This is a genomic window from Streptomyces aureocirculatus, assembly GCF_000720475.1.
Taxonomy (GTDB): domain Bacteria; phylum Actinomycetota; class Actinomycetes; order Streptomycetales; family Streptomycetaceae; genus Streptomyces; species Streptomyces aureocirculatus.
Genome location: NZ_JOAP01000007.1, coordinates 74,510 through 98,592, shown reverse-complemented (window position 1 = coordinate 98,592; position 24,083 = coordinate 74,510). Strand labels below are relative to the sequence as shown.

19 protein-coding genes are annotated in these 24,083 nt (G+C 71.0%); 9 read left to right on the top strand and 10 right to left on the bottom strand.

Annotation, left to right across the window (positions count from 1 at the left end; genetic code table 11):
- The first annotated feature begins 45 nt into the window (after positions 1–45).
- Together IG78_RS0108530 and IG78_RS0108525 are read left to right on the top strand one after the other, a co-directional pair.
- The gene (locus IG78_RS0108530) at positions 46–807 is read left to right on the top strand and encodes an SDR family oxidoreductase (protein ID WP_030560789.1); all 762 of its coding nucleotides are present in this window, start codon (positions 46–48) and stop codon (positions 805–807) included.
- 71 nt (positions 808–878) lie between these two features.
- Positions 879–1,820 carry an SDR family oxidoreductase gene (locus tag IG78_RS0108525; RefSeq protein ID WP_030560788.1) on the top strand — a complete coding sequence of 314 codons (942 nt, stop codon included), beginning with the start codon at positions 879–881 and terminating at the stop codon, positions 1,818–1,820.
- 201 nt (positions 1,821–2,021) lie between these two features.
- Here IG78_RS0108525 and pcaG read toward each other — a convergent pair whose 3' ends face one another.
- Both pcaG and pcaH read right to left on the bottom strand, forming a co-directional pair.
- Entirely contained in the window at positions 2,022–2,597 is a 576-nt protein-coding gene (gene pcaG, locus IG78_RS0108520; RefSeq protein WP_037684837.1) for a protocatechuate 3,4-dioxygenase subunit alpha, read from the bottom strand.
- Positions 2,594–3,295, bottom strand: coding sequence for a protocatechuate 3,4-dioxygenase subunit beta (gene pcaH / locus IG78_RS0108515; protein ID WP_051852442.1), 702 nt, complete (start codon positions 3,293–3,295; stop codon positions 2,594–2,596). Before pcaH ends, pcaG begins: the two co-directional genes overlap by 4 nt.
- A 207-nt stretch (positions 3,296–3,502) precedes the next feature.
- On the opposite strand from pcaH, the gene IG78_RS0108510 reads away from it, so the two are divergent.
- Complete coding sequence (locus tag IG78_RS0108510) at positions 3,503–3,688, top strand: hypothetical protein (RefSeq protein ID WP_030560785.1); 186 nt, start codon at positions 3,503–3,505, stop codon at positions 3,686–3,688.
- Here IG78_RS0108510 and IG78_RS0108505 read toward each other — a convergent pair.
- The 3 genes from IG78_RS0108505 to IG78_RS0108495 all read right to left on the bottom strand — a co-directional run bounded on the left by IG78_RS0108505 (position 3,675) and on the right by IG78_RS0108495 (position 7,669).
- Entirely contained in the window at positions 3,675–4,622 is a 948-nt protein-coding gene (locus IG78_RS0108505; protein WP_030560784.1) for a DUF3048 domain-containing protein, read from the bottom strand. The two genes, IG78_RS0108510 and IG78_RS0108505, sit on opposite strands and share 14 nt — an antisense overlap.
- Positions 4,623–4,673: 51 nt before the next feature.
- Positions 4,674–6,461, bottom strand: coding sequence for a hydroxysqualene dehydroxylase (locus IG78_RS0108500; protein ID WP_030560783.1), 1,788 nt, complete (start codon positions 6,459–6,461; stop codon positions 4,674–4,676).
- A gap of 134 nt (positions 6,462–6,595) precedes the next feature.
- A complete protein-coding gene (locus tag IG78_RS0108495; RefSeq protein WP_030560782.1) occupies positions 6,596–7,669 on the bottom strand; it encodes an ATP-dependent DNA ligase in 1,074 nt (357 codons plus the stop codon).
- 73 nt (positions 7,670–7,742) lie between these two features.
- Between IG78_RS0108495 and ligD the strand changes: the two genes are divergently transcribed.
- Positions 7,743–8,762, top strand: a complete 1,020-nt coding sequence (ligD, locus tag IG78_RS0108490; protein ID WP_030560781.1) for a non-homologous end-joining DNA ligase — start codon at positions 7,743–7,745, stop codon at positions 8,760–8,762.
- Between the two features lie 29 nt (positions 8,763–8,791).
- On the opposite strand, the gene IG78_RS0108485 is transcribed toward ligD, so the two are convergent.
- A complete protein-coding gene (locus IG78_RS0108485; protein ID WP_225881919.1) occupies positions 8,792–10,999 on the bottom strand; it encodes an OmpL47-type beta-barrel domain-containing protein in 2,208 nt (735 codons plus the stop codon).
- Positions 10,999–13,533 carry a ThuA domain-containing protein gene (locus tag IG78_RS0108480; RefSeq protein ID WP_404827646.1) on the bottom strand — a complete coding sequence of 845 codons (2,535 nt, stop codon included), beginning with the start codon at positions 13,531–13,533 and terminating at the stop codon, positions 10,999–11,001. Before IG78_RS0108480 ends, IG78_RS0108485 begins: the two co-directional genes overlap by 1 nt.
- A 273-nt stretch (positions 13,534–13,806) precedes the next feature.
- On the opposite strand from IG78_RS0108480, the gene IG78_RS0108475 reads away from it, so the two are divergent.
- Positions 13,807–14,856, top strand: a complete 1,050-nt coding sequence (locus IG78_RS0108475) for a multicopper oxidase domain-containing protein (protein WP_030560778.1) — start codon at positions 13,807–13,809, stop codon at positions 14,854–14,856.
- Positions 14,857–14,945: 89 nt separating this feature from the next.
- Here IG78_RS0108475 and lplAB read toward each other — a convergent pair whose 3' ends face one another.
- Positions 14,946–16,010: a lipoate-protein ligase LplAB gene (gene lplAB, locus IG78_RS0108470; RefSeq protein WP_030560777.1), complete on the bottom strand. Its 1,065-nt coding sequence runs from the start codon at positions 16,008–16,010 to the stop codon at positions 14,946–14,948.
- 116 nt (positions 16,011–16,126) lie between these two features.
- On the opposite strand from lplAB, the gene IG78_RS0108465 reads away from it, so the two are divergent.
- Together IG78_RS0108465 and IG78_RS0108460 are read left to right on the top strand one after the other, a co-directional pair.
- Positions 16,127–17,146 (top strand): LacI family DNA-binding transcriptional regulator, encoded by a 1,020-nt coding sequence (locus IG78_RS0108465; protein WP_030560776.1) that lies wholly within the window; start codon positions 16,127–16,129, stop codon positions 17,144–17,146.
- Positions 17,147–17,468: 322 nt separating this feature from the next.
- A complete protein-coding gene (locus tag IG78_RS0108460; protein ID WP_157855769.1) occupies positions 17,469–18,590 on the top strand; it encodes an acyltransferase family protein in 1,122 nt (373 codons plus the stop codon).
- A gap of 101 nt (positions 18,591–18,691) precedes the next feature.
- Here the strand turns inward: IG78_RS0108460 and IG78_RS0108455 are convergent, their stop codons facing one another.
- Positions 18,692–19,915 carry a glycoside hydrolase family 64 protein gene (locus IG78_RS0108455; RefSeq protein ID WP_030560774.1) on the bottom strand — a complete coding sequence of 408 codons (1,224 nt, stop codon included), beginning with the start codon at positions 19,913–19,915 and terminating at the stop codon, positions 18,692–18,694.
- Between the two features lie 319 nt (positions 19,916–20,234).
- On the opposite strand from IG78_RS0108455, the gene IG78_RS0108450 reads away from it, so the two are divergent.
- Entirely contained in the window at positions 20,235–21,026 is a 792-nt protein-coding gene (locus tag IG78_RS0108450; RefSeq protein ID WP_030560773.1) for a VOC family protein, read from the top strand.
- Positions 21,027–21,320: 294 nt separating this feature from the next.
- Positions 21,321–21,572, top strand: a complete 252-nt coding sequence (locus IG78_RS0108445; RefSeq protein WP_030560772.1) for a WhiB family transcriptional regulator — start codon at positions 21,321–21,323, stop codon at positions 21,570–21,572.
- Between the two features lie 21 nt (positions 21,573–21,593).
- Here IG78_RS0108445 and IG78_RS0108440 read toward each other — a convergent pair whose 3' ends face one another.
- Complete coding sequence (locus IG78_RS0108440; protein WP_078964721.1) at positions 21,594–24,065, bottom strand: glucosidase family protein; 2,472 nt, start codon at positions 24,063–24,065, stop codon at positions 21,594–21,596.
- Positions 24,066–24,083: the final 18 nt, after the last annotated feature.

Here is a 24,083-nt window from a genome sequence, read left to right as displayed (position 1 = left end):
GCGCCCTCAACCAAACATTTGTTAGTTACCTGGAAGGTAGCAGCCATGACTGACAAGGGACAGATGGTCGTGGTCACCGGCGGCACCCGTGGTGTCGGCGCGGGCATCGCGCGACGCTTCCTGGCCGCAGGGGCGCGCGTCGTCGTCTGCGCCCGCAGGCCCCCCGGGGCGCCCGTCGAAGCGGGCGGCGCCGCAGCCGAGTTCCGCGCCCTGGACGTGCGTGACGCCGCCGCGGCGGCCGACTTCTTCGCCGGGGTGGCGGCCGACCACGGGCGGCTCGACGTCCTGGTCAACAACGCGGGAGGCACGCCGTTCGGTCTGCTCGCCGAGACCCCCGTAGCCCGTCAGACGAAGATCGTCGAGCTGAACCTGCTGTCTCCGCTCCACGCCTCCCTCGGTGCCTACGAGGTGATGCGCCATCAGGAGGGCGGCGTCATCGTCATGATCGGCAGCGTCAGCGGCACCCGCCCCTCGCCCGGCTCGGGAGCCTACGGCGCAGCCAAGGCGGGCCTGGAGAACCTGGCGCGCACCATGGCCGTCGAGTGGGCGCCGCACGTGCGCGTGAACACCGTCGTGCTCGGCCTCACCCGCACGGAGAGTTCCGCTCTGCACTACGGCGACGAGGAGGGCGTCGCCGCGGTGGGCCGCACGGTGCCGCTCGGCCGCCTCGCCGACCCGGCCGACGTCGGGGACGCCTGCGTCTTCCTCGCCTCCGACGCCGCACGGTACGTCAGCGGCGCCGCGCTGCACCTGCACGGCGGCGGCGAGCGGCCCGCGTTCCTCGACGCGGCCTCCGTGAACCACTGACTGACCGTCACCCATGGACACCCGTGAACCATCGACACCCGTACGTTCCATCGACGAAGGGGAGTGTGCGTATGAAGGCGAATGCCGCCGTCGGGTCCGGGATCTGCGCGGGCCGCGTCGTGGTCGTCACCGGCGCGGGCCGGGGCCTGGGACGCGCCCACGCGCGCGCGTACGCCGCCGAGGGGGCGCGCGTCGTCGTCAACGACCTCGGAGTGCTTCTCGACGGCTCCGGCGCGTCCGGCGGGCCCGCGCAGGATGTCGTCGAGGAGATCCGCGCGGCGGGCGGTGACGCCGTCGCGCACTGCGGGGACATCGCCACCTCCGACGGCGCAGCCTCCCTCGTGCGGGCGGCCCTGGAGACGTACGGCCGCCTGGACACCCTCGTCAACAACGCGGGTTTCCTGCGTGACCGCATGCTGGTCAACCTCGACGAGGAGGCCTGGGACGCCGTCGTACGCGTCCACCTGAAGGGACACTTCCTTCCCCTGAAGCACGCCGCCGTCCACTGGCGCGCCGAGGCCAAGCAGGGGCGGGCGCCGCACGCGTGCGTGGTCAACACCAGTTCGGGCGCGGGCCTCCTCGGCAGCGTGGGACAGGGCAACTACAGCGCCGCCAAGGCCGGGATCCTCGGCCTCACCCTGGTGGCGTCCGCCGAACTGGCCGCCTACGGAGTACGCGTGAACGCCGTCGCGCCCGCCGCGCGGACCCGTATGACCGAGCGGACCTTCGCCGACGCCATGGCCCCTCCCCAGGACGGCGGTTCCGGCACCTTCGACGCCATGGCACCGGAGAACGTGTCCCCCCTGGTCGTCTGGCTCGGCTCGGAGTCCTCCGCCGGGGTCACCGGCCGCGTCTTCGAGACCGAGGGGGGTCGCATCACCGTCATGGAGGGCTGGCGCCCCGGCCCGAGCCTCGACAAGGGCGGCCGTCGGAGCGCCGCCGAAGCGGGTGGGACCGCCCTGGAACTGCTCGCCAGGGCCGAGGCGCCGCTGCCGGTGTACGGGGCGCGGTGACCCGGTGCACCAGGGGGCTTGGTACAGGGTGGGACGCCTGGCCGTCGATCGGCCTGCGGCCTCGTCCTCAATCGCCGGACGGGCTCAATCGCCGGACGGGCTCAATCGCCGGACGGGCTCAATTGCCGGACGGGCTCAATCACCGGACGGGCTCAACCTCCGCACAGGGTCTCGGCCACCGTCTCGGCCACCGCATACCGCTCATGGACGCCCCGCCCCCGAGAACTCCAGGAACACCGTCTCGCCCGCACCCTGAAGACGCAGGTCGAAGCGGTACGTGCGGGGTGGTTCCGGACGGGCGAGCAGCGTCGCGCGGCGGTCCGCGGCCAGCGAGGCGAGCAGGGTGTCGCCGGGCTCCTCCCACAGGTACACGCGCGTGTACAGATGGCGCAGCAGACCGCGCGCGAAGAGGGCGACCGACAGGTACGGGACGCCGCCCGGCGGCAGCGTGCGTACCGCCCACCGGCCGTCCGCATCCGTCGCCACCCGGCCGAACCCGGTGAACGTGACCCCGTCACGGCCCGCCGCGCGCCCGGTGACGGGATCGCGCCGCAGCGACCCGGGCGCCCCCGTGCGGGAGCCGTCCGGGGCGGGCTGCCAGATCTCCACGAGGGCGTCGGGGACGGGCTCGCCCGCGCCGTCGTACACGTACCCGTGCACGGTGATCGTCTCCGGATGGGCGACGGGCGCGATCGCCCCGCCGTCGACGACGGGCAGCGCGTGGCCGTGGAAGGGGCCGATCGTCTGGGAGGGCGTGGGCGCGTGCGGTGCCGTCATCGGCCGTCCTCCTCGAAGAGGGTGGCGCAGGGGCCGTCGAGGACGACGTCCCAGCGGTAGCCGAGCGACCACTCCGGCACCGACAGATCGTGGGCGTACGCGGCCACGAGCCGGGCCCGCGCCGCCTCGTCGGTGACGGACAGGAGCACCGGGTCCAAGGCGAGGAGGGGGTCCCCCGGGAAGTACATCTGCGTCACAAGGCGCTGGGTGAACGCGGTGCCGAAGAAGGAGAAGTGGAGGTGCGCGGGGCGCCAGGCGTTGACGTGGTTGCGCCACGGGTAGGCGCCGGGACGGACGGTGGTGAACGCGTACCGGCCCTCGTCGTCGGTCAGACAGCGGCCGCAGCCCGTGAAGTTCGGGTCGAGCGGCGCCAGGTGCTGATCGAGGCGGTGCGCGTACCGGCCGGCCGCGTTGGCCTGCCACAGCTCCACCAACTGGCCGCGCACCGGGTGTCCCCGGCGGTCGCGCACCCGCCCGGTGACCGTGATCCGCTCACCTATCGGCTCCCCGGTGTGCTGCCGCGTCAGATCGTGGTCGAGCGGGGTGATGTCGGCGGCGCCGAACACGGGACCGGTCAGCTCCACGGCCTCCGGGTCCTGTACCGCGACCAAGGGCCTGGCGGGGGTGCGGTACCGGGTGCCGCGGTACGGGGGGCAGGAGCGGGGGCGGGGAGGTACAGGAGCGGTCGTCCGGGTCATGGGTGACTGCGCCTCCCTGAGCGCTGGAGTTCATCAGGGCGGAGTGCGTCGGGGCGGAGTACAAGGGCGGATCATCAGTGCACTGACTGCTTCTGCCGATTGCTGACTGTTCCCGCGAACTCGGCTCACGCTGCCACTGCCTGCGGAAGCGGTCAAGACGGCCGTCGCGGCGACTCCGAGGGCGCGACCGCTCCCACTCAGGGGCGAGTGCGGGGCCAACCCCGGGGCGGCCGCGGCGCGAAGCCGACAGCGTTCAGCGCACGCCTCGACCAGCGGGGCGTCGGCGAGCGGGTGCGCCTCGACCGCTCCACCGACGCCGACGCCCCGCTGGTCGAGGCTGACCCGCAAGGGCAACTGCGCGACCCGCGGGCCGCGACCGTCAGGCCTTCGTGAACACCACCCACACCGGGCCCCGCGCGAACGCCAGCGGCTTGCCGTCGGGCGTGCTGAATTCGGTGCCGCCCTCGGCGGTCCTGCGCTCCCAGCGCGCCTCGTAGGACCGGCCGTCCCGCAGCACCTTGGCGGTGCCCGAGCCCACCGAGCGGGTGAGCGGGGAGGAGTTGCCGGAGCTGTCGTGGTAGCGGGAGTCCCTGACGTCGACGCGCTGCACCACCACCGTCGCGGCCGACAACGCCTTGCCCTCCGGGGTGCGGGCCGTGTCGTCGTCCATCGAGATGTGCCAGCGACCCTCGTACTCGACCCAGGTGAAGGTGAAGCGGGCCGACGGGAAGGTGACCGTGTGCCGGGTCAGCGGCGTACCGCCGGACGGGCGCGGGCCGAACGTGAAACCGGTGCTCTTCAGACCGCTCGGCTCGGGTCGCACCCCGAGCGCCGCGGGCCGCAGATAGAGGTTGTGCGGGGCCGGTCTGTCGTCGCCCCGGTGGTACGCCTTCTCGGCCGGCCCTTCCGCGGGCAGCGCGCGCAGCGGTGCCCGGCCGATCAGCGGGAGCAGCTTGTTCTGCGCCCCGGAGAACGCGAGCGCCGGGCGGTCGAACTGGCGGAGGAGTTCCAGGTCCGTCTCCCGTGCGCTGCGCACCGGCCCCACGACCGGGGGCAGCCTGGTGGCGTACACCGCCATCAGCCGGCTCAGACCGGCCTCCACCTGCTCGGCGTACACGACGTCCGCCGCGTCGAGGCCGGTCTGCGGGCGTGCGGGACGCACATTGTCGATCTTCACGGCGAGCACGCGGCCCTCGGCTCCGCCGCGCACGGGCCGCTTCTCGTCGCGGCCCGCACCCGGCCTTTCCTCAAGTGTGCAGGCCGGGGCCAGGGCGGCGAGCAGCGCCACCGCCATCGCCGCACGCCACTGTCGTCTTCGCGATGTCATGCCGGGGCTTTACCCCGTACCGGCCGCGACGCAGCCACGACCGGGGAGATCTCACCCCAGATCGAGGGCATTGGGCAGACCGAGCCGGTACCTGAGGCGGTCGTGGCGCCTGAGGCCCTCGATCTCCGGGGCGCGGTACAGGGGTGTCACCTCGCACCGCTCGTGGTCCGAGCCCACCCGGTCGAGCAGGGCGTTGACCGCCTGGCGGGCCGCGGCGTTGGCGCCCTCCATCGTCGCCAGGTCGATGTCGACGGCCACGTAGTCGCCCGCCAGGAACAGGTTCGGGATCCTCGTCGCCGCCGAGGGGCGGTTGTGCAGGGTGCCCACCGGGTGGATGAGGAGTTCGTCCTCGTTGGTGGGGTTCGGGCCGCCGATGCCGTCGACGCCCGGGTCGAGGAACCACGAGTGCAGCTTGGCGTCGCTCAGGACCGCCTTGCCGGTGTCGTTCAGGGACGCCTTCAACTGTGCCCACACCTCGCGCGCCACCTCGTCGCGCGTGCACCGCTTGGCCGTCTTGCCGTACAGGATGCCCGGCTTGTCCCACTCGGAGATGTCCACCGACAGACAGTCCACGGCGGTGCCGTCGCCGTAGTCCTTGGGGAAGTCACGGCCCTTCCAGTGCGCCGCCTGGGCGATGCCGGTCAGCGACCAGGGCGAGTCGATGCAGTTGAAGTGGCCATCGACGGTGCCGGGGCGCTCCGTCAGATAGAACTGGATGCCCGTCATCCAGTCCGTCCTGAGCTTGTCGCAGCGCGCCAACTGCGGGTCCGCCGCCTTCAGCTCCCTGCTCCAGGTACGGCGGGCGTGCTCGACCGGCATGGCCTGTACGTAGTGGTCGGCGACGACGTCCTCGCGCCTGCCCGCAGGGTTCTCGACGACCGTACGGGTGATCCTGCCGTCGCCGTACACCAGGTCGCGCACCGTCCAGCCGATGCGGAACTCCACGCCGATGGCCTTCAGATGCGCCACCCACGGGTCGATCCACGCCTCGTTGGTCGGCGCGTTCAGGATCCGGTCGGGCGGGCCGTCCGCGCCGCGCCCCAGGGCGTTGAAGACGAACGCCTCGCCGAGCGTGCCGACGGTGCGGGTGCTGGCCTCCTCGGCCTTGGTCGCCACGATGTTGCGGGTGATGCCGATGGCGAGGACGCGCTGGTAGTCCTTCGACATCTGCTCGGCGCGCACGAACTCCCACCAGGGGGTCGACTCCCAGTCGTCGTCGCGGCGCTCGTCGCAGCTCGTGAGGAAGACCAGGGCGCGGTTGACGAAGTACGCGACCTCGTGGCCGGGGATGCTGGTGGCCGTGTCGAGCAGCGCGGTGAGCGCGCGGGCGATGTCGTCCTTGGTCAGGCGTGCCGGGTCGCCGGTGTGCTGGGGGATCGGCAGGCGGATGTCCTCGCGGCCGCCGGAGCGGGCGAAGCTCATCTCCGGCGGGCTGACCAGGTTGTCCCAGACACCGTTCGCGTTCCCCGGGAACGGAATGCGGCGCATGGTGTCGGGGAGGTTGTGGTAGATCCCCGGGATGAACCGGAAGCCGTGCTCCGCGGGCAGCGGCTTGCGAGTGCCCTTCGCGCTGTCGGGTACGTCCATGCTGCGGGCCTTGCCGCCCAGGGCGCGGCGCTCGTACACGGTGACCGCGAAGCCGCGTTCCGCCAGTTCGTGGGCGGCGGTCAGCCCGGCGACGCCGCCGCCGAGCACGGCGACCGTCTGCTTGTTCCTGGGCGCTCCTGTTGCGGCCCTCGCTTGTGCGGGCAGTGTCCCAAGGCCCAACGCCGCCGCGCCGCCTGCCGCTGCCGTCCGTCCCACGAAGGCTCTGCGGGTACTGCCTTGTGCGTGCCCCACGGGCTCTCCCCCTTACCAGCGGTAACTCGGGTGTCGGGGGCGGAGCCTATGGGGAGCGGCGGGGGGTCGGAAGCGGCGCGCCGGGCGTTGGCTCGATTTCGTCTGCGGGCAGGCCGCTGACCCTGTGGGCGGTTCTACCCAGGGGGTGACCCCAACACCGCTCCCAAGTCGTAGCTCACCGGTTCCTCAAGCTGGGCGTACGTGCAGGACCCAGGCACCCGGTCCGGCCGCCACCGGCGGAACTGTGCCGTGTGCCGGAACCGCGCCCCGTTCTCCATGTGGTCGTAGGCGACCTCACACACCCGCTCGGGCCGCAACGGCACCCAGGAGAGGTCCTTCTTGCCGGTCCAGCGGCTCACCGCCCCGGGCAGTTGGGCGTCCGCGTGGGCCGCCTCGTCCGTCCAGGCGGCCCAGGGGTGCTCGGCCGGGTCGGACATCCGCAGTGGCTCCAGCTCCGTCACCAGCTCGGCCCGCCGCTTCATGGAGAACGCCGCGCAGACCCCGACGTGCTGCAACGTGCCCCCGTCGTCGTACAGGCCGAGGAGCAGCGAGCCCACCACCGGGCCGCTCTTGTGGAAGCGGAAGCCCGCGACCACGCAGTCGGCCGTACGCTCGTGCTTGATCTTGTACATGAGGCGCTCGTTCGGCCGGTAGCGCAGGTCGAGCGGCTTGGCGATCACTCCGTCGAGCCCGGCGCCCTCGTACTCCTCGAACCACCGCTCGGCCACGTCCCGGTCCAGCGTCGCGGGCGCGAGGTGCACGGGTGCGCGCACGCCCTCCAGGGCGCCGGTCAGGAGCCGGCGCCGGTCGCTGAGGGGAACGTCGAGGAGCGGCTCGTCGAAGAGGGCGAGCAGGTCGAAGGCGACGAACGACGCCGGTGTCCGCTCCGCGAGCGTCCGCACCCGGGAGGCGGCCGGATGGATGCGCTCGGTCAGGGCGTCGAAGTCGAGCCGCTCCCCGCGCGCGATCACGATCTCACCGTCCACCACGCACCGCTCGGGCAGCCGCTCCCGCAGCGCCTCGACCAGCTCGGGAAAGTACCTGGTCAGCGTCTTGCCGCTGCGGCTGCCCAGCTCGACCTCCGGGCCGTCCCTGAAGACGATCGCACGGAACCCGTCCCACTTCGCCTCGTACTGCATACCGGGCGGAATGCGCGCCACGGACTTGGCGAGCATGGGCTTCACGGGCGGCATCACCGGCAGATCCATGACCCGATTCTCCGGCCGTCCGCCCGGAACCGCCCGGTGTGCGGCATTTGTCGTACGCGTCTACGGTGGCCGCATGGGAGCGGGAGCGGCGGTGGAGCTGACGGCGGGCGAGCGCGAGGTGCGGCTCTCCAGCCCCGACCGTGTGCTGTTTCCCGAGCGCGGCTTCACCAAGCGGGACGTCGCCGAGTACTTCATCGCCGTCGGCGGGGGCATCCTGCGGGCGCTGCGCGACCGGCCCACCACCCTGGAGCGGTACCCCGAAGGCATCGAGGGCGAGCACTTCTACCAGAAGCGCGCACCGAAGAACCTGCCCGACTGGACCCCGACCGCCACCATCGCCTTCCCCAGCGGCCGCACCGCCGACGAGATGTGCCCCACCGAGGTCGCCGCCGTGGTGTGGGCCGCCCAGTACGGCACGCTCACCTTCCACCCCTGGCCGGTGCGGCGCGGCGACCTCGACCACCCGGACGAACTGCGTCTGGACCTCGATCCGCAGCCAGGTACCGACTACGCCGACGCCGTCCGCGCCGCCCATGAACTGCGGGACCTGCTCGACGGGTTCGGCCTGCGCGGCTGTCCCAAGACGTCCGGCGGGCGCGGCATCCACGTCTTCGTGCCGATCACACCGCGCTGGACGTTCACCGAGGTGCGCAGAGCCGCGATCACCTGCGGCCGGGCCCTGGAGCGGCGCATGCCGGACGCGGTGACGACCGCCTGGTGGAAGGAGGAGCGCGGCGAGCGGATCTTCGTCGACTACAACCAGACCGCCCGCGACCGCACCATCGCCTCCGCCTACTCCGTCCGCGCCCGTCCGCACGCCCCTGTCTCGGCGCCCCTGAGCTGGGACGAACTCGACGACGCCGTGCCCCGCGACTTCGACATCGCCACGATGCCCGGGCGGTTCGCCCGGCTCGGTGACGTACATCGGGACATGGACGAGTACGCCTTCTCCCTGGACGCGGTCCTGGAGCAGGCGGACCGCGACGAACGCGACCATGGGCACGGCGATCTGCCCTATCCGCCGGAGTACCCGAAGATGCCCGGAGAGCCGAAGCGGGTCCAGCCGAGCCGTGCCAGGCACGACGACGACTGAACCCGCTCCCAGCAGCGGACAGTTGCCGCCTACAGCTCCTTGATCCGGATGTCCCGGTACGACACCACGTCCGTCGTGCCGTGGACCTGGAGGCCGATGTACCCGGACGCGAAGCGGCGGCCGTCCGTGCCGGGGTCGTCGCCGCGCGGCGGCTCGAAGACCCGGCCGCCGGTGTTGTCGAACTCGTTGAGCAGGACCCCGTTGCGGTAGATCGAGTAGTGCTGGTCGACGACGCGGATCTCGTAGTCGTTCCAGGTGCCCTTGGGGGTCACACCCGCACCCGCGAGACCGACGCGGTCGAAGCCGTAGATCGAACCCGTCTTGTACATGTCGCCGTCAGGACGGTCGAGTACCTGCACCTCGTGGCCGTACTTGATGGCGACCCACTCCGGACGTGACTCCTCCGGGTGGTCGTGGACCTGCGGGAAGCGCACGAAGACACCCGAGTTGGCGTTGCCGTTCGACGGGGCGTCGTCGCGCCACTGGAGCTTCAGCGAGAAGTCCCCGTACTTGCGCTCGGGGAACCACAGCATGCCGAGGCCGCTCTTCGTGGTGCCCGACGTCATCGTGCCGTCGCCGTTCAGACCGAACGAACCGCCGCCCACGTGGCTCCACTTGGCGAACGACTTCTGGGTGCCGTCGAAGAGGGGACGATAGCCCTCGGTCTGGCCCGGCTTGCCGATGCCGGACTCCCCGGCCGCTTTGTTGATCTTGTTGTACTCGCGCTTGTCGATCTCTCCTGCCCTCTTGAGGCGGTCCGTGACCGTCTTGACGTGCTTGAGGAACAGCGCGTGCGACGACCAGTCCTTCTCGTCCTCGATCAGCTCGCCGATCCGGCACCGGTTGTCGGTGACACGGTTCGGGATGCCGGTGTCGACCGTGCCGACGAACACCGTCGAGCGTTCGTCGTACTCGGGACAGTCGGGCCCGGGGACCCCGCCGCCCTCGTCGACCGTGAACGCCACGGACTTCGCGGGCGCGGTGTTGCCCGCCTTGTCGCTCGCCCGGTACGCCACCGTGTGCCGCCCGACGCGGTCGACGACCACCGGCGCGGCGTACGCCACGTACGGGCCGCCGTCCAGGGAGTACTCGACCTTGTCGACGCCCGAGCCCGCGTCGGTCGCGGACACCGTGACCTTCGCGCGGCCGATGTAGGCGCCGTCGGAGTTCTTGTCGCCCTCGACCTTCGCCGACGTCTCCGGCGGCGTCTTGTCCTCGACCGGCGGCGTCACCACGGTGAACTCCACCGACTTCTCCGGCGCCACGTTGCCCGCCTTGTCGGCGGCGCGGTAGCGCACCTTGTGGGTGCCGACCGCGTGCACCATCACGGGTGCCGTGTACGCCGTCCAGGCGCCGTCGCCGAGCGCGTACTCGACCTTGTTCAGGCCGGAGCCCGCGTCGGACGCCGCCACCGTGACCGTCGCCATGCCCAGGTACTGACCCGAGCCGTTCTGCTCACCGGTGACCGTCGCCGACGTCTCCGGCGGTGTCCTGTCGTCCGTCGACGGCGCGACGACCGTGAAGTCCACGGCCTTCCCGGCCGCGACGTTGCCCGCCTTGTCGATGGCGCGATAGCGGATCTTGTGGGTGCCGACGGTGTTGACGACGACGGGCGCGGTGTACGGCTGCCACGCCCCGTCGGCCCCGACGGCGTACTCGATCCTGTCGACGCCCGAGCCCTCGTCGGTCGCCGTCACCGCGACCGTCGCCGAACCGACGTACGCGCCGTCGGAGTTGGTCGCGCCCTGGACGTCCGCCTCGGCCTCGGGGGCCGTGGTGTCCTCGCCGCCGCCCTCGGTCACTACCAGGATGCCCTGCATCGCACCGTGTCCGGGGATGGTGCAGTAGTAACGGTAGCGGCCCGGGGTGAGGGTCACCTCGGCCGTGTGCTTGCCGCCCTTGTCGTCGCCCGGGTTGGCGAGGATGTTCAGCGGGACGTCGTTGTTGTACTCGGGGTCGGAGACGTCGAACGTCAGCGTGTGCGGCATGCCGGTGGTGTTGCCGGTCGCCACGCTGTTCTCGAAGACGATCGTCGTCCTTCCCGCGACCGCCGTCGTCGGCGCGGACTTGTACTTGGCGATGTCGTTGTCGGCGGTCCAGGTCAGGGTCTGCTGCTGGAGCCGGGGCCCGTCCGGACGGGCCCCGGCCACCGAGGTCAGGCCGAGCACCAGGGCGAGCGCGGCAAGCAGCGCGGGCCACAGTCTTCGGGAACGTGGCCACGGGGGAGCGGTTCTCATCATCGTGCCTTCCTGGCCAGGTCGCCCGCGGCCGGGGTCGCCGCGCCACCCTTGTACGTCACGCGCCACAGTGCCGACTTGGCGTCCGAGGTGAAGAAGCCGCGCCCGTAGTCGAGGACGTACAGCGAGCCGTCCGGCGCGAACTTCCAGTCCATGAGATTCTTGATGTTGTCGTTGCCCACCGGGACGATCTTGCGCAGGGACTCGGCGTGCACCGGCAGACCGCCCTTGCCGACCGTCTTGGGGTCGGTGAGCACCGCGTGCCGCGGCTGGTCGCCGTCGTAGAAGTCACCGACGAACCACTTGCCGTCCCAGTACGAGGGCCACTTGTCCGCGGAGGTGCTGGCCGCGTCGTAGCGGTAGACGGGGCCGTTCATCGTGGCCTGGCCGCCGCCCTTGAGCCACGGCAGGAGCTGCTTGGCCTCCTCCTGCTTGTAGCTGGGGACGCCGTTCGCGTCCCGCGGGTAGTCGACGCCGCCGCCCTGCGGCGAGTACCAGATGGTGTTCGGCTCCGCCGGCGGGATCTTCACCAGGCCGTCGTTGTTGGGTGACTCGTTGCGCAGGTTCTTGCAGTCGTACCAGCCCAGCGGCTTGCTCGGGTCCGGCAGATTGCGGTCGCGGTAGGGCTGGTTGTTGCCCACGCAGTACGGCCAGCCGCGGTTGGAGGCGTGCGTGATGGCCGCGAAGGTGTCGTACTTCGCCGGGCCCCAGGTGGTCGACGCCTGGCCGGCGTCCGGGCCGACCCAGCCCGCGTACAGGGTGTCGGTCTTCTTGTCGACGAAGATGCGCGCCGGGTTGCGCACGCCCATCACATAGATCTCGCCGCGCGTCTTGCCGCCGCCCTCGTCCTGCTCCTCGCCGGTGAAGAGATTGCCGTCGGGAAGGGTGTAGGTGCCGTCGGGCTCGGGGTGGATGCGCAGGATCTTGCCGTTGAGGTTGTTGGTGTTGCCGGAGGTGCGGCGGGCGTCGGCGAAGGAGACACCCTTGAAGTGGGGCTGTGGGTTGTTGCCCGAGTAGCCGTCGGTGAACCCGGAGGAGTTGTTGTCACCCGTCGCGATGTACAGGTTGCCCTTGGAGTCCCAGGACATCCCGCCGCCGGAGTGACAGCAACTGTGGATCTGCACCGGCCACTTGAGCAGCACCTTCTCGCTGCCCAGGTCCAGCTTGTCCGTGGCCTCATCGAAGGTGAAGCGGGAGACGTAGCGCTCGGCCATGTGCGTCTCGCGGTTGATCCGCGCGTGCGGGGTGTAGTGCAGATACACCCAGCCGTTCTGTTCGAACCTCGGGTCGAGCTCGATGCCGAGCAGGCCCTCCTCGACCTTGATCAGCTCGCCGCCGCCGCCCTTGTTGCCGAAGACGGTGAGCGCCCCGGCCAGGGTCGACTTCCTGGTCTTCGGGTCGTAGACGTGGATCTCGCCCGTGCCCTTGCCGATGTCGGGGTTGTTCCAGTCGGTGACGACGGGCCGGGAGGAGTCGGCGCCGCCGCGGCCGATGTGGAACACACGGCCGTCGGGCGCCGTCACCAGACCGTGCGGCTCGCCGATCTGGTCGTTCTGGCCCGGCTTGTTGGGCTGGGTCAGCCGTTCGGACTTGTAGTTGGCGTTGATGGTGGCCTTGCAGTCGGCGCGGGCGAGCCGGGTCGTCCACAGCAGGGCGCCGCGCAGATGGCCGCGGAAGTCGGCCTCGTCGTAGGCGTCGGCGGTGCCGCCCATGCCGGTGTAGAAGGACCGGCCGCCGTCGTAGTCGCGGCACCAGGACACCGGGTGGTCCCAGCCGTTCGCGTCCGCGCCCGGCTTGTACGTCGCCTCACGCACCCGGGCCACGGTGTGCACGTCACCCGACGGGTTCTTCTCCCAGTTCAGCCACTTGTCGGGACGCTTCCACTCCAGGGGGAGTTCCTTGGTGGCCGGATTCTCGCGGTCGCCGACCTCGACGGTGGCGCGCTGCACCGCCGTGGGGCCCGTGTCCTTGGGGCGGGCGCCGATCAGGCCGGTGAACCAGGAGGAGTACGGTTCCGCGCGGGCCGCGTCGTGCAGGCCGAGGAAGCCACCGCCGGCCTCCATATAGGCCTCCAGGCCAAGCTCCTGCTCGGCGTCCAGCACGTCGCCGCCCCCGGTCACGAAGGTGACCGCGTTGAACTTGCCGAGCTTCCTGGCATTGGTGAACACGGCCGGGTCGTCCGTGGCCGTCACCGTGAAGTGCTGCTCGGCCGGACCGGACCGGCCGATCTTCTCGACGGCCGCGATGGCGGCGTCCACGACCGGCGACTCGTCGCCGTCCGCAGCCGAGCCGTAGAACACGAGCACGCGCACGTCCGCGCTTCCCGGGGGAGCGGGCAGAGCGCGCGACATCGTTGTCTTGAAGTCGTCGGAAGGTCCGGGGAAGGGGCGTGCGGAGGCTCCGGGCCCCGTCAGGACGCCGGTGGCGACGGCACCCGAGAGCAGGGCCGCGGCCCAGGCGCGCCGCGTGGTTCTCTGTCTTGATCTGCGCAACCCGCTTGATTCAACGGGTCGTTGAAGCGGTGTGAGCCGCATGAGTACACCCACCCCTCGTCGGTCACGGCAACAGCGGTCACAGTTGGAGCGGTCACAGTCGCAGCAGTCACTGCTACAGCGCCGCTGAAGCTAGACCTCTTTTCGCGGCTCGCCAATAGGTATGACCGCACTTCGCACGAACTTTGTCCTGCCTGTGGATAAACGGCGATCCTGCCGCTACCGTGTGGCCGGATCCGGTGCCTCGCGCACCCCCGGCAGTCCCCTTGGTTTCGCACGTAGGGTCAGTTCCCGTACCGCAGTGGGGAGTTCGGCATGGACAGACGGAGCTTCAACCGGCGGATGCTGGTCGGTGGGGCGGCGGCCGCCGCTGGGGTGACATCGTTGTCGGCCATGGCGCCGGACGCCGTACCGGCCGAGAAGCCGCCGCGGACGGCACCCGCGGGCGGCGAGGTGCGGCGCGTCAAGATGTACGCCGAGAAGCTGCCCGACGGACAGATGGGCTACGGCCTGGAGAAGGGCAGAGCGAGCATCCCCGGACCGCTCCTGGAACTCAACGAAGGGGACACCCTGCACGTCGAGTTCGAGAACACCACCGACGTCGACGTCAGCCTGCATGTGCACGGCATGGACTACGAGATATCCAGCGACGGCACGAAGCACACCAAGTCCCATGTGGCACCGGGCGGCAAGCGCACCTACACCTGGCGCACCCACGCCCCGGGTCGCCGCAAGGACGGCACCTGGCGCCCCGGCACCGCCGGTTACTGGCACTACCACGACCATGTGGTGGGCACCGACCACGGCTCGGGCGGCGTCCGCAAGGGCCTGTACGGCGCGGTGATCGTGCGCCGCAAGGGCGACATCCTGCCCGATCAGACCTGCGTCGTCGTCTTCAACGACATGCTGATCAACAACAGGCCCCCGCACTCGGGCCCGAACTTCGAGGCCACGGTGGGCGACCGGGTCGAGTTCGTCTCGATCACCCACGGCGAGTACTACCACACGTTCCACATCCACGGTCACCGGTGGGCCGACAACCGCACCGGCCTCCTGACCGGGCCCGACGACCCGAGCCAGATCCTCGACGACAAGATCACCGGGCCGGGGGACTCCTTCGGCTTCCAGGTGATCGCGGGTGAGGGCGTCGGCGCGGGCGCGTGGATGTACCACTGCCACGTACAGTCCCACTCCGACATGGGGATGGTGGGCCTGTTCCTGGTGAAGAAGCCGGACGGCACCATCCCCGACTACGAGCCGCACCATCCGCACGCCGACGCCGGGAAGAAGCCCGCCGACAAGGGGGCCGCGAAGGAGCCGGAGGCGAAACCGGCCGACGGGGGGCCGGGCCACGAGCACCACTGACCGGAGTGCTCAGGTGCACCCCCTGCCGACCCGGCGGTGCACTCCGGTCGACCCGGCCGTGCGCCCCGGCGGACCCCGGCACACGGGCCCTAGGGCACGCGGGCCGTCCACTCCGCCGCGCCGAACTTCGTGCGGACCAGTTCCCCGGCGCGCGCCAGCTCCTCCTCGGTGACCGCGCCGGCGGCGAGGCCGTAGCGGGAGCGGAAGGAGTCGATCATCCGCTCGATGACCCTCTCGCGCGGCAGACCGGTCTGGCGGCGCAGCGGGTCGACGCGCTTCTTGGCGCTCTTGGTGCCCTTGTCGGAGAGCTTCTCCTTGCCGATGCGGAGCACGTCGAGCATCTTGTCGGCGTCGATGTCGTACGACATCGTCACGTGGTGCAGGACCGCGCCGGGGCCGCCGTCAGGGCCGACCATCCGCTTCTGCGCGGCCCCCGCGACCTTGCCGACCTCGGTGGCGATGTCGTTCAGGGGCTGGTACCAGGCCTTGATGCCCATGTCGCCGAGCGCGTCGAGGACCCAGTCGTCCAGATAGGCGTAGCTGTCGGCGAAGGACAGGCCGGAGACGAGGGACTCGGGCACGGCCAGGGAGTAGGTGATGGTGCTCCGCGGCTCGGCGAACATGGCGCCGCCGCCGGAGATGCGGCGTACGACGGTCACCCCGTGCCGGGCGACGCCCTCGGGGTCCACTTCGTTGCGCAGCGACTGGAAGCTCCCGATGATCACGGCGGGGGCGTCCCACTCCCAGACGCGCAGTGTGGGCGGCCGCCGTCCGGCCGCGACCTCGGCGGTGATCACCTCGTCGAGGGCCATGTGGAGCGCAGGGGACTGGGGTGCGTCATGGATGAGCTGCCAGTCGTAGTCGCTCCAGTCGCTGGCCTGCGCCAGGGCGCGGCGCACCGCGACGGCCACGCTCTCGGTGGTCAGGCCGAACAGGACGGCCGACTCGGGCAGCGCGGCGTCGATCAGGGCGGTCAGGCCCGCGGTGTCCGTGCCCGCGGGGGCGCCTTCGAGGGCGCGGTCGATGGCGAGGAGGGCCTCGTCGGGTTCCAGGAAGAAGTCACCCGACACGCGGACGTTCTTCAGAGTGTCGTTCTCGACGTCCAGATCGACGACCACGAGCTTGCCACCGGGGACCTTGTACTCACCATGCATGAGGCAAAGGTACCGAGTGTCCGGTTGCGGGGCGTCCGCAGTCCTTCGCAAAGGCACATCGCGGCGGTGCGGGCCAGGGTTATCCTGTGCGGCAACCGTCGACGAGGAGTCCCGAGGTGCCCCAGGCAGCAGCGCGTCCCACGCTGGAGGCCGTGGCCGCGCGGGCCGGGGTGTCGCGGGCGACGGTCTCACGTGTCGTGAACGGTGAGGCAGGGGTGCGCGAGGCGCTCGCCGCCAAGGTGCGGCGGGCCGTCAAGGAACTCGGCTACGTCCCCAACCGCGCCGCCCGCAGCCTCGTCACCCGGCGCCACGACGCCGTCGCCGTGGTCATCGCCGAGCCCGAGACCAGGGTGTTCGGCGACCCCTTCTTCGCACTCCAACTCCGCGGCATCAGCAAGGAACTGACGGCACGTGATGTTCAACTAGTGCTGCTCCTGATGGAGGGCAGGGACGACCACGAGCGGGTCGGGCGCTATCTCGCGGGCGGCCATGTGGACGGCGCGCTCGTCTTCTCGCTGCACCTGGACGATCCGCTGCCCGGCATCATCCACGGCGCCGGGGTGCCGACGGTGTTCGGCGGGCGGCCCGGCTGGGCGGACGGCGCGGGCAGCGTGCGGTACGTGGACTGCGACAACCGCGGCGGCGCCCACCAGGCCGTACGGCACCTCGTCGGCCTCGGCCGCAGGCGCGTCGCACACATCACGGGGCCCCTCGACCAGACGTCGGCCGTCGACCGCCTCGACGGGTACCGGGACCTGATGCCGGGCGCCGACCCCGCCCTGACCGCCGACGGCGACTTCACCCTGGCCGGCGGTGAGCAGGCCATGCGTCGGCTGCTGGACCGCCGCCCCGACGTCGACGCCGTGTTCGCCGCCAACGACGTGTCGGCGTCCGGGGCCCTGCGCGTGCTGCGGGCGGCGGGGCGACGGGTGCCGCAGGACGTGGCGGTCGTCGGGTTCGACGACATGCTGCCCGTCGCGGAGCAGGCGGAGCCGCCACTGACGACGGTACGGCAGGAGATCGAGGAGATGGGGCGGCTGATGGCGGCGATGCTGCTCCACGGCGGCCAGGGCCATGACCCCGCGGCAGCCCGGGTGGTGCTGCCCACCGCCCTCGTCCGCCGGGAGTCCGCCTGACCGCACGGACGGAGTTCCACCGGGCACTCCATTTCCCGGCGCGGTGCGTTCCGGATGCTTCTCCGCCCCCGCTTGCGAACTCGACTTTCCTGACGATTGCGTGGCGAAACCATCCTCCGTTTCCTTTCCCGTCCGTACTGTCGGCGGTACACGGACACCAGTAAATGGCCAGTGAAATCTTGCGGTCCTTGAACCTCAACCGTCAGCCTCTACGGACCACTTGGCGGCTCGGAAGCCGACGGTTCAGAAGCGAGCGGAGGGCCCCTCCATGGCCTCAGATGCCTTACGTCCCCAACTGTCCAGACTGCCGTCCCTCAGCGGGATGCGATTCATCGCGGCGCTCCCCGTTTTCGCTTTCCACGCGACCTCGGGCATGAATTTCCTGCGCGGCGGCACCGGTGATTTCTTCACCGACATCTTCAAGGACACCGGCACGCCGAGCGTGAGCTTCTTCTTCATTCTGAGCGGCTTCATATTGACCTGGTCGGCACGGCCGCGCGACACGGTGCCGGGTTTCTGGCGGCGCCGCATGGTCAAGGTCTACCCGAACCACCTGGTCGCCTTCGCGGCCACCGTCGTGATCATGCTGATCGCCTCCGACCCGTTCGAGGCGAAGAAGTTCTTCACCAGCCTCTTCCTCGTCCAGTCCTGGGTGCCGGAGATCCTCGTGCCGACCGGGATGAACCCGGTGGCCTGGTCGCTGTCGTGCGAGGTCTTCTTCTATCTGAGCTTCCCGCTGCTGCTGCCCCTGGTGCGGCGGCTGACCGTGCGTGCCCTGTGGACGGTGGGCGGGCTGCTGCTCGTCATTCCCTGGCTCGTCGTCCTGTTCGCCGAGCACGCCGTCGACGGCGCGCCCATCATGCCCGGCCAGTCCCTGGCGTACGAGCAGCTCTGGCTCGTCTACTTCTTCCCGCTGACCCGCCTGGTGGAGTTCGTGCTCGGCATCGTCGTGGCGCGCCTCGTGCTCAGCGGCACCGTGCCGCGGGTGGGCATGATCCCGGCCACGCTGTTCGCGCTCGGCGGCTTCGTGCTCAACGCGCAGGTGCCCTACCTGTACAGCCTCGGCGGCACGGCCGCCTTCTGGGTCGTGCCGCTGATCGTGGCGGGCGCGACGGCCGATGTGCGGGGGGACCGCTCGGCGATGCGGGGCCGGGTGATGGTGAGGCTCGGCGAGATGTCGTTCGCCTTCTACCTGGTGCACACGCTGTTCCTGATGTCGGCGCAGCGGTGGCTGGTGCAGGACCTCTCGGACGGCGCCGCGCTCGCGGCACTCCTCGGGTGTCTGGCGGCGAGCCTCGCCGTGTCGTACGCCATGTTCACCTGGGTGGAGGCGCCGCTGGTGCGCAGGTTCGGCAGTGGTGCACGGCGGAAGGCGGACCCGCGGGTGCTGCCCGCCGCCACCGCGCCCGGACCTCTCGCGGCCGCCGCGGACGCGAAGGACTAGACGCACAGGCGGCGGCGAGCGTCACCACAGCGCGTGCCCCGACCCGTGGAGGGCGGGGCACGCGCCGCTGTCCGCTGTCCGCTGTTCGCGGGGTCTGCGGCCTACGACCCGACCGACACCGTGAACCGGCGCGGGTTGCCGTCGTGGGCCGCGCCCGACACGTCGGGCTGACCGTCGGGGCGTACGTCGTCGTACGGGAAGGCGTACCCGATGGGCGAGTTGGCGTGCACGACGCGCGCCCAGTGGTTGGTGACGCCGCCGCGGTAGTAGTCCCCGGCCGATGTGCCGTTCGGCTGGGAGGGGTGGGTCAGCATGATGCTGCGGTTGAAGCCGGCGGCGAGCCGGGCGAGCAGGGCCTTCTTGTCGTCGGAGTCGTTCGGGTTGTTGGTGAACGGGCCGTGGTTGCAGGTGAAGATGTCCTTCGAGGAGGGCTTGGCGAAGGTGTGGCCGCCCTGGAAGGTGAGGGTGTCGCCCAGGACCCGGCCGACGCGCACGCCTCGGCCGCCCTGGAGGTCGATCCGCAGGTCGGTGGAGCGGTACTTGTCCCAGACCTGGTCGATGTAGCCCTTGAAGAGATCGCGGAACGGCATCTGGTCGGGGCGGTCGAAGTAGGGGGCCATGAGGTTCTGCGGGGAGACGACCCGAAGGACCCCGCCCTCGCCCCTGATCACCAGCTTGTCCCAGGGCTGCCCGTCCCGGCCCGCCTGTGTCACCAGATCGGCGGCGATCCTGTCGACGGCCCCGTCGGGCAGCGGGGCGACGGTGTGCCTGGCGTCGCCCTCCAGGGTGAGGCCGATGGGCAGCGCGGTCACCAGGTCGACGTAGCTGATGTTCGCGAACAACTGGGTGCTGTTGAAGGTGAACTCGCAGAACGACCACCTGCGGCCGTAGTTCGGGTCCGCCTTGGTGGCGAAGGCCGGCTCGACCAGGGCGGGGCCCGGGTTGAGGAAGAAGTCCAGCTTGTCGTCGCGGACGAAGTACACCCGGGCGCCGTACATCTGCGGGAGCGTGAGCACCTTGGGCGCGGAGCCCGCGGCACCCAGCGGAATGGCGCAGTCCACCGGCAGCGGCGTCTGTGGGGCCGACGGCGAGTCGGGGCGGTAGACGCCGCCGTCGGGCTTGAGCAGCACCCAGCGTCCGGTGCCGTTCTCATGGCCGGTGACGTACGCGCGGACCTGGCCCGGCAGCGACTTGTTCACCAGGGCGAGTTCGCAGGTGGCGGGGGCGGCGGCCGCGTGGGGGCTGAGCGCGCTGCCCCAGGCGGGGTAGGTGAGGGCGCCCGCGGCGGCCGCGGACGACGTCAGGAACACTCTGCGCGATATCACGGAATTCTCTCCTGGCTGGAAAGTGGGGGGAGTTGAGCAGGAGTGCGGCCCGGGCGCGCGGTGGTGCGTCGACGTGCCTCCACTGTTGCCGCGGTGAAAACGTGCCGTCAAGAGGTGTGGTTGAGAGCGCTCTCAGAATCTTGTTCTGGTTCACAAGGTAATGGCGGTCGGACGCGGAGCGTGACCGGAATCAGGGGCACCGCGGGGGCCACCGGTGACGGTGTGGGTGCGGGGCGCGCTCTGCGGGCGCGGATTGTCAGTGCCCGGTGCCAGACTCGGCAGTAGTGGGGACGTGGGACGAACGACAAAGGAGTCGATCATGCTCAGTACTCGCACGATCACCGGGGCACCCAACTGGGTAGACCTGGGCACGACGGACATGGACGGTGCCGCCGAGTTCTACCGGGGCGTGTTCGGCTGGGACTTCGAGAAGGGCGGCGAGGAGGTCGGCGGGTACGGCACGTTCCGGCTAGGCGGCAGGTCCGTCGCCGGTGGGATGGCGTGCACGCCCGAGATGGGCGCCCCGTCCTGGTCGGTGTATTTCCGCACGCCGGACGCCGACGCCACCGCCAAGCAGGTCGAGCAGGCGGGCGGCAGCACCACCTTCGAGCCGGTCGACGTCCTGGACCTCGGCCGCATGGCGGGCTTCACGGACGCGGCGGGCGTCGCCTTCTCGGTATGGCAGCCGGGCAGGCACAAGGGCTTCGACGCGGTGAACGAACCGGGCGCGCTGATCTGGACCGAGCTGTACACCCCGGACATCGACGCGGGCGCCGCGTTCTACGGCACGGTGTTCGGCTTGAAGACCGTCACCCAGCCCTTCGAGGGCGGTTCGTACACCATGGTGTATCCCGGCGCGGGCACGTCCGAGGACATGTTCGGCGGCCTGTGGCCGCTGGCGCAGGACCCGGTCGAGCAGGAGGCCGGGGTCTACTGGCTGCCGTACTTCCAGGTCACCGACATAGACGCGGTGGTCGAGAAGGCGCGGACGACCGGTGGCACGGTCCGGGCCGAGCGCATGGACCTCGCCGGTGTCGGCGCCTTCGCGAAGCTCGCCGATCCCTTCGGCGCGCGGTTCGCGCTGATGCAGCCGGAGCCGCAGCAGCAGTGAGGAGACCGGACCGCGGCCCGCCGCCGCGGCGGGGCGCGGTCACCTGGGCCTGCTTGGTCCGCCTGGGCCTGCCCAGTCCCGGCTGGGTCCGGCTGGCCCGCCTGGATCTGGCCGGTACCGCCTGGCCTGCTTGGAGTCACCTAGCCGGACCCAGCCGGGCCAGCCGGACCCAGCCGGGCCAGCCGGACCCAGCCGGGCCCAGCCATCCGGCGCCATCCCGGCCCACATGTCCCGGCGCGCCTCGTTGAGCGAACGTTGATCCGTTGTTTCGCGACTTCGCGCAGGATCATTGTCATGCACTCCGACACCACTGTGACCGAGCCCGAACTCGCCTGGCGGGAGCAGGCGCTGTGCGCGCAGACCGGACCCGACTTCTTCTTCCCCGAGCCCGGGAGCTCGGTGCGGGAGGCCAAGCGGATCTGCCGTCTGTGCGCCATGCGCCCGGCCTGCCTGGCGTACGCCATCGACAACGACGAACGGTTCGGGGTCTGGGGCGGACTCTCGGAGAAGGAACGGCAGAGCCTGCGGCGGGAACGCGCGGCCTGAGCGAGCCCGCCGCGGCCCCGCTCAGACGTAGTCCACCTCGAACCGCCGGGTGCCCGCGGGCAGGTGCACGTCGTCGCCGAGCACCGGCACCTCGCGCCCGTCAGCCGACACCGCGCGCACGGTGCCGAACCGGCACGGATAGACGTACCGCACCTGCTCGGGGGACCGGATGATGTCCACGCTCACCCGGCGGGCCCCCGCGTCGTGCGCGAGCCGGTAGCCGAAGGGCGCGCCGAACAGCGTGGGAGCGGACTCCACGGCGACCGTCTCGCCGTCCGGCACCCAGTGCGGGCGGACGCCCGGCGCGATGTACAGGTGCGGATCACGGTCCTCGTCGGCCTCGAAGAACAGGATGTCGCGGAGCAGCAGCAGATACTCCGCGGCGGCCCAGCCGTGCGGGATGTCCCCCATGTACCAGGGCCGGTGGGGGACTTCGGCGAAGCCGGACGCCACGGGGAACGCGTGCTGCTCGTTCCACGCGCCGAGCGCCACCACCCGGTCGTCGGCGCGCGGCAGCGAGGCGGCCACGGTCCAGTTGAGCAGCGCGTCCATCCGGGCGGTGTTCCCGGTGAGCAGATACGCGTGTGCCAACTGCAGGGTCAGATAGGGCCCGTACGCGTTCCAGGCAGCCTCGTGCCGGAAGCCGCCCGTCACGAACCGCGCGTACATGGTGTCCAGGGTCCAGCGGGCCGCCCGGTCGATGTCGTCGCCCAGCTTGCTGCCCAGATGCAGGCGCAGCGGATGGAAGTACGCCGCCGCGCCGATCATCGTCGAGTCGCGCCTGCCGACGTCACCAGGTCCGGTCGGGATGTACGTCTCCCACTCGCCGCGCCGCCGCTGCTCGTCGAGGACCCAGCGGATCGACGCCGCGGTGGCCTGCTTCAAGTCGTCGTACGCCCACCACAGTTCATCCGTCTCCGGGGTGCCGAGGCGTTCGGACAGGCGCGCCGCCTCGTACAGGCCCGCGATCCCCCACAGGTCGTCCCAGTAGTGCGGCTTGTCGCGCTCGCCGAGGTGCTCGGCGCTCCAGCCGCTGTGCAGCAGCCCGTACCCGTCGCGGTTGTCGCGCAGCCAGCGGGCGCCGTCGAGGACGTAGGGGGCGTAGAGCTTCGCGCCGAACGCGGCGGCGCGGCCCGCGGTGCGGTCGAACCTGCCGATGGCCCACAGTGCCTGGCCGTTGCTGTCCCACTCGCGGTCGTCCCGCTCGTGCGGGCCGCCGTAGAAGCCGTACTCGGCGCACGGCCCGATCCGGCCCGTGCCGCGGTTGAACCGCAGCGGATAGTGCGTGCCGAGCTGGTGCTCCGCGAGGGCCACGTCCCCCACCAGGGAACACGCCGTCGCCTCCACCGAGGAGTCGCGGATCCAGAAGGAGTCGTACACCGTCGGCCCCGGGTGGATCTCGCCGTGGTCGGAGAGCACGAGCAGTTGCCCGCGCGCCTGCCGGAACAGGTCGGCCAGGTGGGCCACGGGGTCCGGGAGCGCGGGCTGCACGCCATGCCCGAGGAGTTTCGCCGCCCAGAACCTGCCGTGGTCCTCCTCAAGATCGGTGGCGGGTGTGGCGCGGATCTCGGCCAGGTCGGCCGAGCCGCTGTAGAGGTCGACCGGGAGCCGTACGTCGACCTCGAACGCCTCGCCGCCGGCAAGGCGGAACGGCCACGCGAACGCCGCGCTGCACAACCCCGCCACCTGGTCCTGCGCCGTCAGCGCCGCGTTGAGCTTGCCGCCCACGACGAGGTCGTGGAACGGGCTGCGGGCCAGGTACGCCGCGGGGTCGGGGGAGAAGTCCGGGTTGCCGTAGACGCCGTAGCGCTCGGGCGGTGTGTCGAACACCGGCCCCCAGCCGCTGTTGGTCTCTACGCGTGCCTCGTCCGGCAGATAGCGCAGGAACGTCAGCCTGCGGTCACTGCCGCCCGGGTCGCCGCGGTGGTGCCGCTGGAAGCCGCTCGGCCCCGCGGGCAGCACCGCCGCGCACAACCAGCCCTCGCGTACGGGGCCACCGGGGCCCGTGACGCGCAGCCGGGTCACCGTGAGGTCCCGCTGCCGCGCCCCGACCGGCACCGCGAAGGTCCGCTGCGTGAACCGAATGCCGTCCGCGGCCCGGAACGTCGTCTCGACCACCGGCAGGTGCGGTGCCTGGACGCGCTGCCCGACGGTGCCGCACTCCGCGAGCTGCGGCACGCTCACGGTGCCCGAAACCGGGTCGAACAGGAAGAACGCCAGACAGTACTTGTCGTAGACCGGCTCGATCTCCCCGGCCTGTCCGATCAGCGACTCCTGGCGGTGGTCCTTGACGCCCACCATGTGCCAGTACCGGTACAGCGCGTTCGAGGAGAAGGCGGCCTCCCTCGACTCGTACGTGCCCGCGTCGAAGTCGTCGCTCCAACGCCGGAAGGCGGCCTGCGCCCACCAGGGCACGGGGTACGGCACCCGTGCCCGGTCCGCCCAGTTGCGCCACATGACCTCGTAGAACATCCACTCATGGGTCCGTGCCACTTCCGTGCACCCCCTGGG

Bases quoted from the DNA above. Each gene is read 5' to 3' on its own strand.
- IG78_RS0108530 (WP_030560789.1), top strand. From the start codon at position 46: ATGACTGACAAGGGACAGATGGTCGTGGTCACCGGCGGCACCCGTGGT.
- IG78_RS0108525 (WP_030560788.1), top strand. From the start codon at position 879: ATGAAGGCGAATGCCGCCGTCGGGTCCGGGATCTGCGCGGGCCGCGTC.
- pcaG (WP_037684837.1), bottom strand. From the start codon at position 2,597: ATGACGGCACCGCACGCGCCCACGCCCTCCCAGACGATCGGCCCCTTC.
- pcaH (WP_051852442.1), bottom strand. From the start codon at position 3,295: ATGACCCGGACGACCGCTCCTGTACCTCCCCGCCCCCGCTCCTGCCCC.
- IG78_RS0108505 (WP_030560784.1), bottom strand. From the start codon at position 4,622: ATGACATCGCGAAGACGACAGTGGCGTGCGGCGATGGCGGTGGCGCTG.
- IG78_RS0108495 (WP_030560782.1), bottom strand. From the start codon at position 7,669: ATGGATCTGCCGGTGATGCCGCCCGTGAAGCCCATGCTCGCCAAGTCC.
- ligD (WP_030560781.1), top strand. From the start codon at position 7,743: ATGGGAGCGGGAGCGGCGGTGGAGCTGACGGCGGGCGAGCGCGAGGTG.
- IG78_RS0108485 (WP_225881919.1), bottom strand. From the start codon at position 10,999: ATGAGAACCGCTCCCCCGTGGCCACGTTCCCGAAGACTGTGGCCCGCG.
- IG78_RS0108480 (WP_404827646.1), bottom strand. From the start codon at position 13,533: ATGCGGCTCACACCGCTTCAACGACCCGTTGAATCAAGCGGGTTGCGC.
- IG78_RS0108475 (WP_030560778.1), top strand. From the start codon at position 13,807: ATGGACAGACGGAGCTTCAACCGGCGGATGCTGGTCGGTGGGGCGGCG.
- lplAB (WP_030560777.1), bottom strand. From the start codon at position 16,010: ATGCATGGTGAGTACAAGGTCCCCGGTGGCAAGCTCGTGGTCGTCGAT.
- IG78_RS0108460 (WP_157855769.1), top strand. From the start codon at position 17,469: ATGCGATTCATCGCGGCGCTCCCCGTTTTCGCTTTCCACGCGACCTCG.
- IG78_RS0108450 (WP_030560773.1), top strand. From the start codon at position 20,235: ATGCTCAGTACTCGCACGATCACCGGGGCACCCAACTGGGTAGACCTG.
- IG78_RS0108445 (WP_030560772.1), top strand. From the start codon at position 21,321: ATGCACTCCGACACCACTGTGACCGAGCCCGAACTCGCCTGGCGGGAG.